The organism is Arthrobacter sp. TMN-49 (assembly GCF_054511095.1).
Genome location: NZ_JBTNDH010000022.1, coordinates 26,263 through 41,708 on the forward strand (window position 1 = coordinate 26,263; position 15,446 = coordinate 41,708).

General features: G+C 63.0%; 18 protein-coding genes and 1 pseudogene. 6 read left to right on the forward strand and 13 right to left on the reverse strand.

Going from position 1 to position 15,446, the window contains the following annotated elements:
• The first annotated feature begins 28 nt into the window (after nt 1–28).
• Complete coding sequence (locus ACX80E_RS11425; protein ID WP_459302071.1) at nt 29–1,360, forward strand: glutamyl-tRNA reductase; 1,332 nt, start codon at nt 29–31, stop codon at nt 1,358–1,360.
• Nucleotides 1,361–1,455: 95 nt separating this feature from the next.
• Here ACX80E_RS11425 and ACX80E_RS11430 read toward each other — a convergent pair whose 3' ends face one another.
• Nucleotides 1,456–2,442, reverse strand: coding sequence for an SDR family NAD(P)-dependent oxidoreductase (locus ACX80E_RS11430; protein ID WP_459302072.1), 987 nt, complete (start codon nt 2,440–2,442; stop codon nt 1,456–1,458).
• A gap of 75 nt (nt 2,443–2,517) precedes the next feature.
• A complete protein-coding gene (gene moeB, locus ACX80E_RS11435; protein ID WP_459302073.1) occupies nt 2,518–3,717 on the reverse strand; it encodes a molybdopterin-synthase adenylyltransferase MoeB in 1,200 nt (399 codons plus the stop codon).
• Nucleotides 3,718–3,828: 111 nt separating this feature from the next.
• Between moeB and ACX80E_RS11440 the strand changes: the two genes are divergently transcribed.
• The 3 genes from ACX80E_RS11440 to ACX80E_RS11450 all read left to right on the forward strand — a co-directional run bounded on the left by ACX80E_RS11440 (nt 3,829) and on the right by ACX80E_RS11450 (nt 5,106).
• Nucleotides 3,829–4,467, forward strand: a complete 639-nt coding sequence (locus ACX80E_RS11440; RefSeq protein WP_459302074.1) for a TetR/AcrR family transcriptional regulator — start codon at nt 3,829–3,831, stop codon at nt 4,465–4,467.
• 62 nt (nt 4,468–4,529) lie between these two features.
• Nucleotides 4,530–4,754: a DUF3107 domain-containing protein gene (locus tag ACX80E_RS11445; RefSeq protein ID WP_459302075.1), complete on the forward strand. Its 225-nt coding sequence runs from the start codon at nt 4,530–4,532 to the stop codon at nt 4,752–4,754.
• A 46-nt stretch (nt 4,755–4,800) separates the two neighbouring features.
• Entirely contained in the window at nt 4,801–5,106 is a 306-nt protein-coding gene (locus ACX80E_RS11450; RefSeq protein ID WP_459302076.1) for a hypothetical protein, read from the forward strand.
• Here ACX80E_RS11450 and ACX80E_RS11455 read toward each other — a convergent pair.
• From ACX80E_RS11455 to thiO, 4 genes are read right to left on the reverse strand one after another with little or no spacing between them, the layout of a single operon-like run.
• Complete coding sequence (locus ACX80E_RS11455; RefSeq protein ID WP_459302077.1) at nt 5,103–5,438, reverse strand: 4a-hydroxytetrahydrobiopterin dehydratase; 336 nt, start codon at nt 5,436–5,438, stop codon at nt 5,103–5,105. The genes ACX80E_RS11450 and ACX80E_RS11455 overlap by 4 nt on opposite strands.
• 23 nt (nt 5,439–5,461) lie before the next feature.
• Entirely contained in the window at nt 5,462–6,262 is an 801-nt protein-coding gene (locus ACX80E_RS11460; RefSeq protein WP_459302078.1) for a thiazole synthase, read from the reverse strand.
• Between the two features lie 48 nt (nt 6,263–6,310).
• Nucleotides 6,311–6,550 (reverse strand): sulfur carrier protein ThiS, encoded by a 240-nt coding sequence (thiS, locus tag ACX80E_RS11465; RefSeq protein ID WP_459302080.1) that lies wholly within the window; start codon nt 6,548–6,550, stop codon nt 6,311–6,313.
• Complete coding sequence (gene thiO, locus ACX80E_RS11470) at nt 6,547–7,797, reverse strand: glycine oxidase ThiO (protein ID WP_459302081.1); 1,251 nt, start codon at nt 7,795–7,797, stop codon at nt 6,547–6,549. Before thiO ends, thiS begins: the two co-directional genes overlap by 4 nt.
• Before the next feature lie 133 nt (nt 7,798–7,930).
• On the opposite strand from thiO, the gene thiE reads away from it, so the two are divergent.
• On the forward strand, nt 7,931–8,611 hold the full coding sequence (thiE, locus tag ACX80E_RS11475) for a thiamine phosphate synthase (protein WP_459302082.1): 681 nt from the start codon (nt 7,931–7,933) through the stop codon (nt 8,609–8,611).
• A gap of 94 nt (nt 8,612–8,705) precedes the next feature.
• Here the strand turns inward: thiE and ACX80E_RS11480 are convergent, their stop codons facing one another.
• On the reverse strand, nt 8,706–8,873 hold the full coding sequence (locus ACX80E_RS11480; protein WP_459302083.1) for a hypothetical protein: 168 nt from the start codon (nt 8,871–8,873) through the stop codon (nt 8,706–8,708).
• A 35-nt stretch (nt 8,874–8,908) separates the two neighbouring features.
• Here ACX80E_RS11480 and ACX80E_RS11485 point away from each other — a divergent pair.
• Nucleotides 8,909–9,025: pseudogene (locus ACX80E_RS11485) on the forward strand (IS982 family transposase); the annotation flags it as partial.
• A 472-nt stretch (nt 9,026–9,497) separates the two neighbouring features.
• Here ACX80E_RS11485 and ACX80E_RS11490 read toward each other — a convergent pair.
• The 6 genes from ACX80E_RS11490 to ACX80E_RS11515 form a co-directional block, all read right to left on the reverse strand.
• Entirely contained in the window at nt 9,498–10,484 is a 987-nt protein-coding gene (locus ACX80E_RS11490) for an LLM class flavin-dependent oxidoreductase (RefSeq protein ID WP_459302084.1), read from the reverse strand.
• A gap of 156 nt (nt 10,485–10,640) precedes the next feature.
• Nucleotides 10,641–11,732 (reverse strand): FAD-dependent oxidoreductase, encoded by a 1,092-nt coding sequence (locus tag ACX80E_RS11495; RefSeq protein WP_459302086.1) that lies wholly within the window; start codon nt 11,730–11,732, stop codon nt 10,641–10,643.
• A gap of 10 nt (nt 11,733–11,742) precedes the next feature.
• Nucleotides 11,743–12,189: a DUF2809 domain-containing protein gene (locus ACX80E_RS11500; RefSeq protein ID WP_459302087.1), complete on the reverse strand. Its 447-nt coding sequence runs from the start codon at nt 12,187–12,189 to the stop codon at nt 11,743–11,745.
• Between the two features lie 36 nt (nt 12,190–12,225).
• Complete coding sequence (locus tag ACX80E_RS11505; protein WP_459302088.1) at nt 12,226–13,503, reverse strand: Y-family DNA polymerase; 1,278 nt, start codon at nt 13,501–13,503, stop codon at nt 12,226–12,228.
• A gap of 7 nt (nt 13,504–13,510) precedes the next feature.
• Entirely contained in the window at nt 13,511–13,912 is a 402-nt protein-coding gene (locus tag ACX80E_RS11510; RefSeq protein ID WP_459302090.1) for a LexA family protein, read from the reverse strand.
• 529 nt (nt 13,913–14,441) lie between these two features.
• Nucleotides 14,442–15,344, reverse strand: coding sequence for a helix-turn-helix transcriptional regulator (locus ACX80E_RS11515; RefSeq protein ID WP_459302091.1), 903 nt, complete (start codon nt 15,342–15,344; stop codon nt 14,442–14,444).
• Nucleotides 15,345–15,446 lie beyond the last annotated feature (102 nt).

Consider the following 15,446-nt stretch of genomic DNA (forward strand, 5'->3'; position numbering starts at 1 on the left):
GCGTTTAAAGGTCTACGCTATTGCCATTGTGGTTCTTTTTTCTCTCGTTGCCTCGCACACCACCATTGACTTGGAAACCGTTGCCCGCCTTAGCGCCGGGGCCGCGGCGGTCAGTGCTGAGCTCACCCAACACGAAAACGCTGTTGCCGGCATGGTCACGCTGGCCACCTGCAATCGCTATGAACTCTATGTTCACGCCCAGAGCGCACAGGATCTGGAGTCTGCCCGCAGCTCAGTCATTGCTGCTGTGAGCAAACACTCGGGCCTGACCGAGACGCTGGTCTCACAGGCGCTCACCACCCAGGAAGGCGACGCCGTCCCCCGGCACCTGTTTGCCGTGAGCACGGGTTTGGAATCGGCGGTTGTGGGTGAGCGCGAGATTGCCGGCCAGGTGCGCCGGGCACTCAGCGAGGCCCAGACCCAAGGTGTCACAACACCGTCCCTGGTGCGGCTCTTTCAGGCAGCCACCAAAACGGCCAAGGACGTTGGCGCCCAAACAGCCCTGGGGCGCCGCGGCATGTCAATTGTCTCGGTGGCCTTGGACTTGGCCGCGGAACTGGCGGAAACGCCCACCGTAAACCGCTCCCTGACCGGTACGTCGGCCATCTTGTTTGGCACGGGCGCCTATGCTGGGGCGGCCATGGCTCAATTGACTCAGCGCGGTTGCTCAGACATTTCGGTGTACTCCGCTTCCGGGCGGGCCGAAACGTTTGTTGCCTCACGAGGCGGCACAGCACTCACCGAACAAACACTCCCGAAGGCCCTCGCCACGGCGTCGCTGCTGGTGGGTTGCAGCGGATCCGACCAGCAGGTCACGCGCCAGGACTTGGCACGCTTGCGCACGCCGGATTCCCAGCAGTTGACTGTCATCGACTTGGCCCTGACTCACGACTTTGCCCCCGACATTGCCACCCTGGACGGGGTGGACTTGTTGACCCTGGAAACCGTGCGGCAGGCAGCCCCCGCCGAACAGGAATCAACGTTGGCGCAGGCAGCGACCATGGTGTCAGCTGCCACGCAGAGCTTTGCCCAGGCCCAGAACTCCCGCTCCCTGGATCACGCCATTGTGGCCTTGCGGCGGCACACCATGGGCGTGCTGGAGGACGAGATCGCCAAGGTTCGCAAGCAGCACGGCTGTACGGCCGCCACCGAAGAGGTCGCGTTTGCCATGCGTCGCATGGTCAAGCAGCTCCTGCACCTGCCCACGGTTCGTGCCAAGGAACTGGCCGCTGCCGGGGATGCCGAAAGTTACCTGGCAGCACTTGATGCCCTCTATGGCCTCAAGATTGAGCCGGCCGCCCTGGGATTCACCCTTGCCGACGGTCTCGATGCCGAAGCCCCCGACGCCGCAACAGCCTAAACCGATCTGACCCGCAGAAAACGCCGAAAATCGCGCTAAAAGCGCGCATTTTCGGCGTTTTCTGCGGGTCAGATGTCGAAACAGCGCGGCGACGGTCACTCCAGCGCGTTCACACCTGTCAGCTTTGCTGAGAGCTCCCACAACCTAGCCGCACTACCCGGATCGATGGCATGGGCGTCCACCCCGGCAAAGCGGGCCAACGGTGATTCCGGGTCCGTGGGCCGGGCAATATCGCAGTCCTCGCAATACACTCCGCCCTTGCCGTCCAAAAGCGGGGAGGTGGCGGCCCACACCGTTGTTGCAGCGCCTTGTTCGGGCGTCTTGAAACCCTCCCGCACGACTCCTTCTCCGTTCATCCAGCCGGCGGCCACCATTTCCTCGTCGGTGAGGTGGCGTTGTAGCCCCGTCATGATCCCGCCCGGGTGCACGGCAAACGCCCGAACCCCATGATCCGCACCGCGCTTGTCAGTCTCCACGGCAAACAACGCATTGGCCGTTTTTGCTTGTCCGTACGCCTGCCACTTGTCGTAGCCAGCGGTGAAGTGCGGGTCATCAAAGTGGATTCCGGAAATCTTATGCCCGGTGGAGGTCAGCGACACCACCCGCGCACCGCCGTCGGCCAGCAGGGACCACAGCTCATTGGTCAGGGTGAAATGACCCAGATGGTTGGTAGCAAATTGCGCCTCCCAACCGGGTCCAACACGCGTTTCCGGGCAGGCCATGATGGCAGCATTGTTGATCAAGATATCCAGCCCAGCCCCGGATGCCAGATACTTCCGGGCGAATTTCTTGACGCTTTTCTGGTCCCCCAGATCCATGGCAATGACCTGCACACCGCCAAGATCAGCGGCGGCCAGCACCTCCCGTGCGTAACCCACTCGGCGTGCTGGCACAGTGACATCCACCCCTGCCCCTGCCAAGGCGCGTACAGTCTCCAACCCCAGACCCGAGTAGCCGCCCGTGACGATCGCCGTGCAGCCGGTTAGATCCATGTCCGCCAGCACCGCCCCGGCAGTACTGTCATGGCCGAAGCCCGAGCCGATGGGCTCCTGGGGTGTGTGCAGTTTTTCCACATGACTCATGTCGCGCCTCTTCTTCGAGTGCCGGCCCCCGTTCAATGACAAGGGCCTTATGTGTTGGAACTCCTTGTGCGCAATTTACTCCTGTGTACCGCGTTTGTCGCTAGCCAACCAGGCATCCATGCCGCCATCTAGATGAACGACGTCGGCATATCCGGCCGCGCGCAGGCTCGCCAATGCCTGGGCCGAGCGGCTGCCAGCCTTGCAATGCACTATCAGCGGCACCCCGCGCGGCACGTGCTCCAGGGCCGAACCATCCCGAATGCCCGCCAGCGGCATGAGTACGGAGCCGGGGATTCGCCCGATCTCAAATTCCACCGGTTCGCGCACATCTATCAAGACAAAGTCATCGCTTCCTGCCGTTCGCCGAGCCAGGCGGCCGGCGAGCTGGCTCGCCGAGATGAGATCGTCGCCGTTCTGCTCCGGGGCATGGATGCCGCAAAAGTAGTCATAGTCGATGAGGCCGGTGATGGATGCAGCTGCCGGGTCCTTGGCGATCCGGATTTCACGCCAACGTGCGGTGAGGGCATCGAAGATCAGGAGCCTGCCCAGCAACGTTTGTCCTATGCCGGTGATGAGTTTGACGGCCTCGGTGACCATCATGGCACCAATGGAGGCGCACAGCATCCCAAAGACGCCCCCTTCGGCACAGGAGGGCACAGTTCCGGGAGCCGGAGGTTCCGGGTAGAGGTCGCGGTAGTTGGGCCCGAACTTGTCCCAAAACACGCTGACCTGGCCGTCAAAGCGCAGAATTGACCCCCACACATAGGGCTTGCCCAGCAGGGCCGCAGCATCGTTCACAAGGTAGCGCGTGGCGAAGTTGTCGGCACCGTCCAGAATCACGTCATAGTCGGCAAAGATCTCCAGCGCATTGTCGGCATCAAGGCGGACCGGGTGGAGCACAACGCTCACGCCGGGGTTGATGGACTCGATGGAATCCTTGGCAGACTCCAGCTTGGTGCGCCCAATGTCCCCCACGCCGTGAATGACTTGGCGTTGGAGGTTGCTCAGCTCCACCGTGTCGTCGTCAACAATGCCCAAGGTGCCCACCCCCGCCGCAGCTAAATACAGCAGGGCCGGGGAACCCAGGCCACCGGCACCGATGACCAGAACACGGGCGTTTCGCAGCCGCCGCTGGCCCACCAAACCGATCTCCGGGATGAGGGCGTGGCGCGAATACCTCTGAAGTTCCTGTGCAGCCAGCGGCGGGCCCGGCTCCACCAGGGGGGCCAAGGCAACAGTTGGGGCGGAGGTGTTGCGTTGAATCAAGGAAACCATACCCCTTAATCTAGTCCTGCTTACTCCCTGGAGCGCACTACTGGCGAGTAGAATGAGTTCGACCGGGCCCCTGCGGATAACTAGGGGGTGACGGAGAGAAAGGCTGCCATCATGACTTTAGAATCCTCCGCCAAGGAAACACCCGCCGCGCGCACCACCCCTGCGCGCCTGCCCCGGGACGAACGCCGCGCACAGTTGTTGAGCTCTGCCTTGGAAGTATTCGTCAACCACGGCTATCACGGGGCGGCCATGGATGAAATCGCGGAGACAGCCAAGGTCAGCAAACCTGTGCTCTACCAACACTTCCCCAGCAAGCGGGAGCTGTATTTGGCGTTGCTGGACAGCCATCTGGAGTCGTTGACGAACATGCTGGTCGCCGCCCTGAACTCCACCACTGATAACAAGCTGCGCGTCCAAGCCACCATGAAGGCGTACTTCCACTTCATGGCTAATGACGACCAGGCCCACAGGCTTGTCTTTGAATCGGATCTTGTCAACGATCCCGAAGTGGCGGCCCGCCTGGAAAAATTCAATGCCAACTACGCCGACGCCATTGGCCAAGTCATCGCCGAGGACACCAGGCTTGCTCCGGTGGAGGCCACGCTGCTGGGCCGCGCCCTGGCCGGGATGGCCCAGGTGAGTGCCCGGTACTGGCTTGAAGCCAACGGCGACCTGGACATCGATGTGGCCAGCGATCTGGTCTACCGTTTAGCTTGGCGCGGAATTAGCCGCTTCCCGAAGGAAACCTAACCCCCTGCCCCTAGAGTGGTTTGTACATCTATTTAGCCTTTAGTTTGCACCAGGAGACATCTGTGGAAATCAAGATCGGCATCCAACACATCAGCCGCGAAATTGTCCTTGAATCAGAGCAAAGCGCGGACGACGTCGCTGCCCTGGTTTCCGAGGCCATGACCAAGGGCACCGAGCTGCGTCTTAAAGACGAAAAGGGCCGGCTGGTAATTGTTCCGGGCAACAGCCTGGGGTACGTTGAACTCGGTGGCGAGAAGGCTCGCAGCGTAGGATTTGGCGCTCTCTAAGCACCCCACAAGTCATCAGGTACAAACAGATAGAGACGGAACGTTCATGGTTGCTGTGGTCATTATTGCGTTAACTACCGGCGCTTTGGGTGCCATAGCATGGGCCGTGGATCGGCACCGCAACACTTTTGGCGCAGCACTTCCAGCCGGTGCCGCCATCGCCAGTTCCCTGCTTGTCTGGATCATCACCATGGCCCTTGGTTTGGGCAATGACGGCGCCACCGCCTGGATCCCGTGGATTCTCTCCATCGTTGTGGGCGGTGCCGCCGCCTGGGCCACGGCCGGTCTGGTGGGGCGCAGCCGTCACGCTGCGCGGCGCGCCAAGACCACAGCAATTTTGCAGATGCACTAGGCGCCGCGGATCAGCTCCGGTTTGGCCACTGCCGCTGCCGCCGTGGCCGCCAGCGAAATGCTCCGTGCCAAGGCGATGTCCCGCGCAGTCACCTGCCCCCCGGCGTCGTGCGAGCACGTGGAAATGAACAAGGTGTCATAGCGCCAGTCCACATCGGGGTGGTGATTGGCCTGCTGGGCCAGCTCCCCGATGGTGGCGAATAAGTCCAAGGCGATGGCCGACGTCGGACACTTCAGTACTGTGCGCAACTCACCTGTGAAGCGCCAGTGGGGCAGCGCGGAAAGCTCGCCGTCGATCTGGGTTCTGGTCAATACATCGTCGTGAGCAGCCATGGCACGATCCTTACAGTAGATGTCTACAGATCGGGGCGGCCGTCCATTGCCGAGGAAGCCAATGCGTGCGCCCGCTTGGGAATGCGGCCACCCTGTGCTGCCAGTCTGCCACCTATCACCGCGTGTTTGAAGGCCTGAGCCATCAGCACCGGATCCTGCGCGCGGGTCACGGCGGTTGCCAGCAGCACGGCGTCGCAACCGAGCTCCATGGCCAGGGCTGCGTCCGATGCTGTGCCGATTCCGGCGTCGAGCACCACGGGAATGCTGGCACGGGAAACTATCAGTTCAATGTTGTGCGGGTTCAAAATCCCCAGACCCGTCCCAATGGGCGCGCCCAGCGGCATCACGGCGGCGGCACCGAGCCGCTCCAGGCGCAGGGCCAGGACGGGATCGTCGTTGGTGTAGGCGAAGACCTTGAAACCACGGTTGACCAGTTGCTCGGTGGCGTCCACGAGTTCCAGCGCGTCGGGCAACAGCGTGTGCTCGTCGGCGATAACCTCAAGTTTGATCCAATCCGTTTCCAACGCCTCACGGGCCAGCTCGGCCGTCATGACAGCTTCCCGGGCCGTGAAACAGCCGGCAGTGTTGGGCAGGACGCGGATGTTGTGCTCGAGCAACAGGCCAAACAGGTTGGTGTTTGCCTCCCCCGCACCGCCCGCCGAGTACCTGCGCATGGCGACAGTTGTCAGCTCGGTGCCGGAGGCAAGGAGCGCAGCCCCCAGGCCCGACAGGCTCGGCGCGCCACCGGTTCCCATGATGAGCCGTGAATTCAAGGCCACACCGTCAATGATTAGCGCGTCGTTGCGGGTAAGGGTTTCAGTCATGACACTTCACTTTCGAACGGGGTGGAATGATGGGGCCGCGAACATGCTCTAGCCGCCTTGGACGGCTGTGACAATCTCCAGCTCATCATTGTTCGCCAGCGGGGTTGCCGACCATTGGCTGCGCGGCACAATGTCTGAGTTGCGGGCGACGGCGACGCCCAGCCGTCCGCCGTCGGCCGCCTGCCCCGAGGACAGCAGGACCCGTCCCGTCACGGCGGATACGAGCTCGGCAACAGTGGTGCCAGCAACGTAGGGGTGGGCGTTGCCGTTGAGTTGGATGGTGCTCATGCTGTCTCCTGATCGCTGCGAATAGTGGTCTTTTCACGGCTGGTGGCGGGTGAAAACCTGTCGGGGCGGAAGCGTGTCCACGCCAGATCCGTGATCCCACGCAGCAGCTGCCTCACGATGAGTGCCGCCATGGGTGTGAGCAGCACGCCGTGACGGAAGAACCCAGTGGCAATGATGAGCCCCTGGATGTCCCTCCCGTCGGGACCGGCCACACGTCCCAGCAGGGGTGCGTTGTCGGGGGTTCCCGGCCGGGCGCGGGCGGTTGTTTCGATCAGCTCCAGTTCGGCCACGGCGGGCACAAGAACTTGGGCGTCGCGCAAGAGTTGGTGCACGCCCCCGGCGCTGACCCCGGGCGAACCGTCTTCCCTGCTGCTGGCACCAATCACCACCGTGCCGTCCTCGCGCGGCACGATGTACACGGGCAAGCCGCGCACCAGCCCGCGAATGGTGGCTGTGGTCAGTGGTCTTAGATGCTGTGGAACCTTCAACCGAAGGATGTCGCCGTAGACTGCGCGGACGGGAAGCGCCAGCCCTTCCGGGAGCCCCTCAAGTTTCGGGGCGCCCAAGGCGTTGGCCACAATGACCTCCCGGGCTTGAACCTCCCTGCCGTCGGCCAGCGCCACCCCCGACACCGCTGAGAGTGTGTTGTTGGGGTCTTGGTGGATCAGGCGGACGGCTGCTTGAGCCACGAAGGTGTCGTCGTCACCGGTGCGGCCGTTCACGGCAGCAATATGCAGGAGCTGGCGGCGTAGGGCCTCAGCCAGCGCTCTGGGATCAACGCTGTGATCGGCCGCTACCGTGTAGGCGCAGGAAATGTGCGGGCCCACCATGGGCTCCCGGGCCCGGGCTTCACGGATGGTCAAGGCTGTGACGTTCAAACCGTGCCGCGTCTGGACGTCGCGCAGATCTGCCAGCGCCTTCCTGTCGGCGGGGTCGGCACCCACCACCAGCGTTGGGGCTGCGCTGAATCCGGTGTCACTGCCCGCTGGCAGAGTCGCCAGGAATTCCGGCCACCTGGCCGATGCGGCCAGTGTCAGCGCCAGCAGGTCATCCTCCTGGTAGTGCAGCTCACTCACCGGCGCCAGCATTCCGGCGGCGGCAAACGTGGCTCCGCTGGCGGGTGCCGGGTCAATAATAGTGACAGTATGGCCAGCGCGCTGGGCTTCGGCGGCAATGCCGAGGCCCACAATTCCGCCACCAATGATGGCAACATCTGTGGTGATATGTCGCGGCACGGTGTGCACCACTTTGGGCTCCTTCCCTACGCCGGTATGAGCCGGATCAGGTTCCACGCCCACAGGGGCGTCTTTCGGTCGGCGCAGTCGGCGCCCTCTCAGCCAGCGTTCCTGGCTCCCGCGGTACTGCATTAGTCTATGAGATATGAGCAGCTCTTGTGTCACCCTTGACACCACACCCGCATTTTCCGCACCCCGCATTGCCACGTCCCGGCTGTATTTGTGTACTGATGCGCGGATAGAACAAGGCGATTTTGCCGAGTTCTTGCGTGCTTCCTACGCAGGAGGCGTGGACATTATTCAGCTCCGCGACAAGTCCCTCGAGGCGGCTCAGGAGTTGGAGTTGTTAAGTGTGTTAAGTTCCGTGGCCGAGGAATGTGGCAAGTTGTGGGCAGTCAATGACAGGGCAGATCTGGCCATGGTGAGCGGAGCCCCGGTGTTCCATGTGGGCCAAAAGGACTTGCCACTGCCAGCCGCGCGGTCCCTGATCGGAGCCTCCGTTTCGATGGGTCTGTCCAGCCACGACCCCGCGCAGATTAGCGCCGCCGCTGCCAATGCCGACACCGACTACTTCTGCGTGGGTCCCCTCTGGGCCACCCCCACAAAGCCTGGCCGGGCCGCCGTGGGACTGTCCATGGTGGAACACGCAGCATCACTGGGCACGGCCAAACCGTGGTTCGCCATTGGCGGGGTGGATCTTTCCAACGTCGAGCAGGTGGTTGCGGCAGGCGCCACCCGCATTGTGGTGGTGCGGGCCATTACTGAGGCCACAGATCCGACGGCGGCCGCGCAAGAACTGCTGTCCCGGCTCCCCGAGCTGAGGTAGATTCCGCCGCGAGGAATTGCGGTTGCGCGTCCGGGGCTTGGCGCAGCCTGAACGCCGCCGCCCAAGCAACAGCTCAGTGGTGGCAGGATCGGCCCTAGCGCGGCGCTTCCAGAATCAGGGCCACCTTGGGCAACAGGGCCGCCAAGATGGCCCGCTCCCCGGACGTCAATCCTGACAGCAGCTCCTGATCTCGCAGCAGAAAATGCGGGAATGTCCTATCGACCAGGGCGTGGCCGGAAGCCATCAATTGCAGGAGCACCACACGCCCATCCCGCTCCGTAGGGTGCAAGGGTGTCCAGAGTCGGCATCCGCCCGCGGATCAGTGATGCTGAGGTGATGACGCTGGCGTGGATGCAGGCGATGCTGGGCTTCACCTCGGAAGCGCGGTGGTTGCGCCACGCGAAAGAACACTACCCGGGACAGGTTCTTCAAGGCCCTTGGGTAGATTGTCGAGTCCATCAACGACACCCTCAAAGGCCAACACGACCTTGAGCAGCACGGTGGACGTAACACCCGGCAGTCGTTGCCGAAAGCGCCATCCAACACCTCCTCGCCGCGGCGGCCGCCCCCTGCACGGAAATGCCATAGTTTGACGGAAATGCCATAGTACAAACTATGGCATTTCCGTCAAACTATGGCATTTTTCCCCGAAGCCCGAAATGTGAGGAGTTGACCCCGTCCACCAAGGGGTGTGTCAGGTCTGCCGCACAGGCTATCCAACGTCTGATGGCGATGACGGCCGCGATCTGGCACAACGATCAAATCGGCCGCTCCAGCCACCGCTCACTGACCGCCTACGACCACTAACACCTTGGAAATACTCATCCAGGCGTTCCCGCCACAGCTCCCCGGCCATCAGCACAGCGTGCCTAGACCTTGAGCTGAGCTAGGCCGTTCGGAGTTCCATGGCCTGCGCCAACAGTTCGAAGCTGCGAATCCAGGCCGTCTTGTCGGTGATTTGGGACGCCACGATCAGTTCGTCGGCGTCGGCGTGCACGGCGAACTCGTCCAAGTAGGCGCGCGCCACGGACGGCGTGCCCACCGCCGCGTAGCGGAACATGTTCACCACTTGCTGTCCTGCCGGGGACTCGAGCAGCAGGTCCGCCTCGGGGTCTGTGAAGGTGCGCCCGCCACCGACCAGCGCACCCACGGTACGCCGTCGGGCCTTCAACAACAGCGCATCCGCTGCTTCCTGTGTGTCTGCGACGATGGCGTTGACGCCGGCAATCACGTGGGGTTCAGCCAGGGCCGCCGAGGGCTTGAACTCGCGACGGTAGATCCGTACGGCGTCCTCAAGGGCCTGCGGGGCGAAGTGCGAGGCGAAAGAATACGGTAGCCCCAGGGCGGCGGCCAATCGTGCCCCAAAGAGTGATGAGCCCAAAATGTACAGCGGTACGGCAGTGTCCTTGCCCGGGTACGCGTTCACCCCAGAAATGCGGCTTTGGCCCTCAAAATAGGCTTGCAATTCCTGCACATCGGACGGGAACGTGTCAGCCGCTGCCGGGTCCCGGCGCAGCGCACGCATGGTGTTTTGGTCGCTGCCCGGTGCGCGTCCCAGCCCAAGGTCAATGCGTCCCGGGTGCAGCGTCTCGAGCGTGCCAAACTGCTCGGCAATCTGGAGAGGCGAATGGTTGGGCAGCATGATGCCCCCGGCGCCGAGCCGAATGGTTGAGGTGTGGGCGGCGACGTGCGCAATCAGGACGCTCGTGGCGGAGGAGGCGATCGAGGGCATGTTGTGGTGCTCGGCATACCAAATCCGCGTGTACCCCCACTTTTCGGCGTGTTGCGCCAAATCCACGGAGGCGCGCAGGCTGGCGGCGATGCCGTCCTGGCCAACATAGGCCAGATCAAGGATGGATAAGGGAAGCGTCATGGGTGTTGCCTTTCGAAGTGGTCTCTAACGCCAACCCCCAACCACGCCCGGATATTTCCTGCCGTGGCCGCTCTCACGTACACCACTTTTTGAGGTGTACGACGCCGCAGCTCACCCGGGAGCGTCTGGGCACCGACACTCGTCCCGGCTTCTTGTTCACACTCCGGCTGGGACGTTGAGCCGCTCAAGGGCGGCCAGCGCAGCGGCACGGCCTGCGCGGTTGGCGCCCAGCGTTGAGGCGGAGGCGCCGTAACCCACCATCAGCAGCCGCGGTTCGCGGGACACTTTCACCCCGTCCAGGACAATTCCGCCGCCCGGTTCACGCAGCTTCAACGGCACCAGGTGGTCCATGGCTGCGCGGAATCCTGTTGCCCACAAGATGGCGTCGGCGGCAAAGGTTGTGCCGTCCGCAAAGACTGCCCCGTCGGGGGTCAGCCGTTGCAGTGGTCCGCGTGAAACAAGAGTCCCTGCGGCAATGCCGTTTCGGTATTGCTCGGTCAGGGGCAGTCCCGTCACACCCACAACACTCAACGGTGGCAGCCCGGCAGCGGTGCGGGCGTTGACGCGGGCTTCCACGTCCCTGCCCCAATCTGGGTTGAACTCGCGGGTGGTGAATTCGGGCGGTCGGCGCGTGGACCAGGCCGTTTGGATGCCCGCATCAGCGAGTTGCAACAGGAATTGCACCGCCGAGGTCCCCCCGCCCACCACCAATACTCTCTGCCCGGCAAACTCGGCCACTGAGGTGAAATCGTGGGTGTGGAGCTGGCGCCCGGTGAACGAATCCACCCCCGGGTAGTGCGGCCAGTGGGGCTTGTCCCAGGTGCCCGTGGCGTTGATAACCAGCCTGGTCATGAACACTCCCACATCAGTCTCCACAGTCAGGGGCGCCGTGCCTTCCTCGGTGGGGACGCCGTCGTCGTTCATGGTCAGCGAACGCACGGCATGGACCTTCACGGGCCTGCGAAGAGGCAGCGAGAACGTCTTTTCGTAATTGCTGTAGTAGCGTCCCACCACGGTCGAGGCCGGCTCGTTCGGATCGGCAGGGGGAAGCTTCATGCCGGGGAGGTCGTGGACGGCGTGGGCCGCGCCGAGCGTCAGCGACGGCCAACGATGCAGCCACGCCCCTCCGGGTGCGAGGTTCGCGTCCAGGACCACAAAATCGGTCTCTGGCCGGAGCCCGTGCCGCGCCAAATAGTATGCCGCCGAGAGTCCTGCCTGGCCTGCACCTATAACCACCACGTCCAGCATTTTTGCCTCCTTACTGGTGGAACCTGTCCCGAGGCGCAGCTATTTCCTTTTGTGCTGCAAGCCACGTGCGCCCGCGCCGCGAGAGTACCTTGTCGGCGTAGTAAACAGCCACGGCGCCCACGGCGTAGGCCACCAGGTCCGGCGCCGAGAAGGTGGTGCCAAAGACCAGGCGCGCCGGCGGGAAGCTCTGTGCCAGTTGCGCGGGAACACCCGTCAACTGGGCAATCTCGATGCCGGCGCTGATGGCGAAGGCACTCAACGCCAACCAGTGGCGTTGAGCCTGAGGAAGGATGAGCGCCAGCAACAGATACACGAGCACCGTGAACAGGGCGTCGGTGATCAGGGAGGCAATGTCCCCTGGAACCAAGAAATGTAGCGCCAGCCCAAGAACGGCTACGTCGGTTGCGGCGATGAACAGCGCAAGGCGCCGGGACTTGGGGGTTTTCAGGGAGATCATGGGCACGAGTCTAACGGCGGTGCCGGTGTGGACCTGTTAGGCCCGCACCACCGGCAGTTCCTTCCACTCGGTGGTGTAGCGCGGGGATGAGTGCTCGCGTTTCATCGACCACTGCGGGGCCTGAGCCAAGCCGCCCACTCCAATGCCAATGGCCGTACTGCCGAACTTGTTGCGCACCTCCCCCAGCACATCGCCCACATCGGCGTGCTCCGCTGCGGGGCCAAAAACATCGAGCATGCCTGTCCCGGCGGCCGGTTCGAGTCCGTTGAACATGACACCTGCCCGCAGGTACGACGCCCCGGGGACTGTACTTTGGCCAATGGCTGCCACGGCCGCGCGGATCAGCACGATCGGGTCCTGGGTGGGCGTCATGAACCGGATGGTGACGGCCGGGAAGCTGCCCTCGCCGCCGGCAAAACGACTGGTTCCGGCCGTGACCGTCATGGTTGAGGCGCGCAGCCCTTCCTGGTTCAGGCGGGCAGCACCGCGTTGGGCATAGACGGCCATGACCTCCTCCATGCCCGCAACAGTGGTGACGGGGGTGGAGAAGCTGCGGGAAAACATGATTTGCTGCTTGTCCACACGTTCCTCGGTGTGGGGAATGCATTCGGTGCCGTTCAGTTCCATGACGGTGCGCTGCAAGACCACGGAAAACTTCTTGCGGATCAGTGCCGGGTCAGCTGTCTTGAGGTCGGCGATGCTCTCAATCCCCATCATTTTCAGGCGACTGGCCGTCTTACCGCCAACACCCCACAGCCCCGAGGCCGGCACCCGGGCCTGGATGCCGGCAACGTGTCCTTCCGGCATTGTGTCCAGGGCGCAAACACCGGCCAGTGCCTGGTTTTGCTTGGCGATCCTGTTGGCAAACTTCGCCAACGTTTTGGTGGCGGCCACACCAACACAGACTGGAACACCCACGTGGCGCATGACTGCCGCCCGGATCTCATTGCCCGTGGCGTGTAGCTGGCCCGAATCGCCGACCAGGCCAATGAACGATTCATCGATGGAGTACACCTCCTGCCAGGTGCCAAAGCGGCCCACAATTTCCATGACCCGGGCACTCAAATCCCCATACAGTTCATAGTTGCTCGAGCGCGCCACGAGGCCCCACGCCTTGGCCTGGGCTTGCAGCTGGAACCACGGGACGCCGGTGGCAATCCCCAACGCCTTGGCTTCCGCAGAACGCGCCACCACGCAGCCGTCATTGTTGGAAAGGACGACGACGGGGCGGCCTTCCAGCCTCGGGTCGAAGACCCGTTCACAGGAGACATAAAAGTTGTTGACGTCCACCAGGGCGATGCGGTTGTTAGTCACGGAGCACCTAGACATGGTGCAGGCACCGGGTGACGACACCCCAGACAGTCAGCTCCCCCACCAATGCTGTGGGCGCACCAGCTGCCGGGGACTGCGCGTCGGCGGGCTGCGCCACCAGGGAGGTCACGCCGTCGTGCATGGAGAGCCGGCGGATCAACAGCTCGCCGTCCACCACCGCAACCACCACCGAACCGTCACGCGGGGTGAGCGACCTGTCCACAATGATTTCGTCACCGTCGGCAATGCCGGCACCCACCATGGAGTCGCCGGAAACGCGCATGATGAAGGTGCAGGTTCTATCCCTGATCAAGTGTCTGTTGAGATCGATCCCGCCGTGGAAGTAGTCACGGGCAGGTGAGGCGAACCCCGTCGGATCGGTGTTGGGTGCTTTGGAGGAACCTAGATCCATACCAAACACGCCATCACCGCCTAGTACAAAGATTCGAGTTTTAAGCGTACCACCGTATCAGGCTGCGTGGCTGGTTGCGCAGCACAGGCAACTGCCGGGCCAGGTCCTAATCGTCTTGTTCCATGGTTCATGGAACCGCTGATGCAACCTCTTCGTCATTCCTTTACGGATCGTCTGAGGCATATTCATGCACTAACGGTATCGATTGGCCGGTTGAGCTTGTGATTGACGCAAACCGCATGAAATGCCGGACTCCCGAAGCCGCACCACCGTGGGCAGGCAACGGGCGGGCAGTGCCAGCTATTGCAGGGTGCTCGCCTCGCTTGCCTGCTGGCGATGGCCAGTCCAGAGGCCTCCAACTGCAGTCCGGACGGCCAGTCATAAGATTTCTGGTCCCCGTGTTGGTCAAGGTTCGGGACAGACGCTGTCCGGTGGCGCGCAAGGCGCCTCGTCTTCACGCCATCCCGATTGCTCGGGGGTACTATCTGTTGGCCTACGCGGGTGACGGAGGCGGCGTCGCGCGGCGCTTTCAGATGATGTGGTTCTCGCTGATCGGCCATTGAACGAGAGTTGTGGTCATGGAAGTGGTGGCGGTGAGTAGCTCCAGTGCGGCGGCATTGGCCGTATCTGGTTCGGCCATGTGCGTGATCATCCGTTGCCCGTTCACCCCCGGAAGATGGAGTACCTCGAAACTCAGCTCGAAGTCACCCACCTCGGGGTGACTGAAGCGTTTAACGCCGCTAATGCACCGTTGCACGGGGTGCTTGGCCCACAGGGCAGCGAAGTCGGGACTCTTGAGGGTGAGTTCCCCGATGAGTTGCGTCAGCTCGCCGTCGTCCTGGTGTTGGGCGGCGGTGAACCGCAACGATGCCACGGCCAAGGACGCCTCCTCACGCCAATTCCGGTACAGATCTTTCGTGTGGGGGTCTAGGAACAGCATGCGGGTCAAATTAGGGCGGTCGACGGCCCGGGTGGGTGCAGAAAAGTTGGTGTGCCCGGCCAGCAGCGCATGCCCGAGGCGGTTCCACGCCAAAACCTCATTCCTACGCCCCATGATCACGGCCGGAACATTGCTCATGGCATTCAGCAGCCGGATGGTCCCCGGCGTAGCCTGGTCGGGTTTGCTGGGGGCGCGGCGCCTACTCTTCGCGGGCCGAGCTAGTGCGTGCAGATGGGCTCGTTCATCATCGTTGAGGCTAAGGGCCTGGGCAATTGAATCGATCACCGATTCAGACGCGTTCGTTGATTGACCCTGCTCCAATCGCGTGTAGTAGGTGGCTGAAACACCTGCCAGCTGGGCCAGTTCCTCACGCCGCAGACCCGGAACCCGGCGGGCACCGTAGGAGACGACGCCGGCGTTTTCAGGGGTGAGTTGTGACCGCCGGGCGCGAAGAAACTCGCCGAGTGTCTCTGGAGCGTTGGTTTCTTCCATATCCCCATTGTCCTTTGTCCGGGGCGGGGCTGCCTGTCCCTGACAGTGCTAGGCGGCGTGGGGGTGCGATGAAGCGGGTCTGGTTCATGCCCGCACATGGCC